Source organism: Pseudomonas sp. RW409, assembly GCF_003184125.1.
In the GTDB taxonomy this organism is placed as follows: domain Bacteria; phylum Pseudomonadota; class Gammaproteobacteria; order Pseudomonadales; family Pseudomonadaceae; genus Aquipseudomonas; species Aquipseudomonas chlororaphis_I.
On the sequence record NZ_QHHP01000004.1, the window covers coordinates 262,681 to 265,198 of the forward strand.

The following is a 2,518-nucleotide window of genomic DNA, read 5'->3' on the forward strand; positions in this document are numbered from 1 at the left end:
GCATCGTCAGCCGCGTTCGCTGGCCGATGCACACCGGTCAGCTGGAAGGAATAAACAATCGAATAAAGGTCATCAAACGAATGGCGTACGGTTACCGGGATAGCGAATTCTTTTTCATGAAGATCAAGAGCGTCTTTCCCGGTATTCCGTGAAGAACCTTTTTTATTGAGGGTCCGACTCCCCCGCTTCCAGGCCAATCATCCGGCCCGGATCGATATCTGCTCAATCGGCAGAAGCCAGGACTCCACGAATTTCCTTCTTCACCGCCTCGAAATCCGCCGCCGCGCGGGGATCGTCCAGCAGCCGAGCTGCCAACACCGCGGCGCTTATCTTTCCGCCCTCCAGGTCGCTGGGGAAATGCACACCGGCGATAACCCGGCTGTCGGCATTGATCTGTGCGCGGCTGAACAGTTCACTGCGTTTCTCCGGCAGCGCCATGCTCAGCAAGGTGGCATTGAGATACCCATTCATCGAATGACCGCTGGGGTAGGAATCGCCCTCGGGTGGCGGCAGTACCGGCTTCACCAGTGCCGAGGCTTCGTATGGGCGCGGCCGACCATAGCTGTGCTTGGCCGGCATCAGGAACTGCACCAGGTCTTCCTGGGCCCGCCGGAAGAAGGCACGGGTCAGGGGCAGGCGCTCGATGCTGAAACCGGCGCCGAGGGATTCCCTGGCGAAGTGGAACACGCTGTCCTCCCATTCATCATCCTGCTGGACCTGGCTCACCTGCGCCCTGCTGCGCGCCGCCTGGGCCGCCAGCACCGCTTTCAAATCACTGTGCTGCAGCGACGAATCGACAGCAGGTGGTGGCGGCAGGTAGTCAGCCAGCTGGAACTGATTCGCCGGCAGATAAGGCAAGGCCGCCTGCTCCGCCAGGACGATCCCCGCGCCGGACAGGGCCAGAAAAAACAGCAATGAACGCGTCAGAACAGGCATATCAAGGTCCTCGTTATTGTGAGGAGAAAAGCCGTTTGGCTTGTTCCCACCGGACCTTCACTCATGAGGCCGGCGCCTTCTTATCGACCATTTCCCTGGGGCTTACTTGTCCCTCCTTGCCAAGGGTATGACAGTCGCTGCCAGGACCAGGTCTGAAAGCTAAGCTTTTGTTTTTGCAAGCTTTAGCGCGTAGGACTCATCTCTGGATAGTGAGAGTTTTGTTAATTAAAACTGTAGGAAATTTCGTAGACCCACCCCCGCCAAAAACAATGAAATGCTCCCGCGATGACACGGAAGATTCAGGGAGGCTGTCTGTTTGATTGGCTCTGACGGGAGATCTTTTCTCGAGCACGCTCGTCCCTAAAAAGGGAGCGGCTGGAACCGGATCACGGCTTGTTCTGCTCAAGCGGGCGCCAATCGAAATGCTGCCGTTCGCCGACGCCATTGAAGTCGACGCGATAGGTGTGTTGCTTGCCGCCGATATCGCAGACGCCGATCAGGTCGTGGTTATGCTGCTCGCGAGGCGGTGGCATCTGGATACGCACGGTGCCGTGGCAGTTTTCGTAGTTGCAGGGCGCGGTATTGCGATACAGCAGGTAGTCGCCGCTTTCATCACGCTCGACCCAACGCCCATCGATGAACCGGGCCTGGTCGGGAGGAATGCTGGCGGTGGCCATCTTGCGTTTGCCGTTGCACAGCATCACCCCGCCCATGGCGACGGCCATGATGAGGTAGGCCAGGATCCGCGACTCCACATTGAAGTAGGAAAGGATGCCCAGCGCGTCGGCCAGGATCGACATGACCGAAAGCGCCAGTGCCGGCAGCGACAGGAAAAATGCCACCGCGCCTTTGATGACGCTGCCCCGGCTCACCCGTTCGACGCTCCTGGGGTCGATGACGAACTGAATGCTGGTGCGCTCGGGCGCCTGATTCTGGGCAATGTTGATGTGGTTGGCATCGCCAATGGAGCCGATATTGATGCGGTTACCGTCAGACATGAACCTGAGCCCTTTCCGGTTATGGGTGGGTCGCGCTACCTACAAGATTATGCCGAGATAGGCGCCCATGCTTGAAAAGATCAGTGCACTCCCCTTCACCACCCGCTATTAATAGCCTTCTTCACTCAAGGACCCGAGCCCCATGAAATTCGACACCGCCTACTGCATCAGCCTCGACGACAAGCTGTCGATCTATGACGTGCGCGATCTGAATTTCGACGAGACCATGGCCTTCGACTCGGCCAAGGAACAGTTCCAGTGTCCCAATGACGCCTGTCGCGCTGCCTTTGCCGCGGACAACCAGTTGGGTACCTTCAATGCCAAGAACGTCAATTACATCCGCACCCCGCACTTCAAGAACCTGCCCGGCACCCGGCATATCGAAGACTGTCCGTATGGCACCAGCAGGACCCTGGCAGCCGGCTTGGAAGGCGCGCAGGACGAGGATGATCGGGAAGAGCACTTCCCGTCGGAGTTGCTCCTGACCCGCCGCGAATATGCGCGCAAGCCCGCCACCCCGCCAGCGGATGTCGACACGCCAAGCACTGCAGCGCCCGCCCCCTCCTCCAGCCCGCGCGCACCTC

At 59.1% G+C, this 2,518-nt stretch carries 3 protein-coding genes and 1 pseudogene; 2 read left to right on the forward strand and 2 right to left on the reverse strand.

Features of this window, described 5'->3' with window-relative positions; translation table 11 throughout:
* Nucleotides 1-152: transposase (locus DK261_RS03790; RefSeq protein ID WP_146218510.1), on the forward strand; the 152-nt coding region annotated here is incomplete at its 5' end.
* Nucleotides 153-222: 70 nt separating this feature from the next.
* Here DK261_RS03790 and DK261_RS03795 read toward each other — a convergent pair.
* Nucleotides 223-936, reverse strand: a complete 714-nt coding sequence (locus DK261_RS03795; protein ID WP_009050333.1) for a phosphatase PAP2 family protein — start codon at nt 934-936, stop codon at nt 223-225.
* A gap of 386 nt (nt 937-1,322) precedes the next feature.
* Nucleotides 1,323-1,934, reverse strand: coding sequence for a phage holin family protein (locus DK261_RS03800; protein ID WP_028683183.1), 612 nt, complete (start codon nt 1,932-1,934; stop codon nt 1,323-1,325).
* 142 nt (nt 1,935-2,076) lie between these two features.
* On the opposite strand from DK261_RS03800, the pseudogene DK261_RS33305 reads away from it, so the two are divergent.
* A pseudogene (locus tag DK261_RS33305) lies at nt 2,077-2,518 on the forward strand (hypothetical protein); the annotation flags it as partial.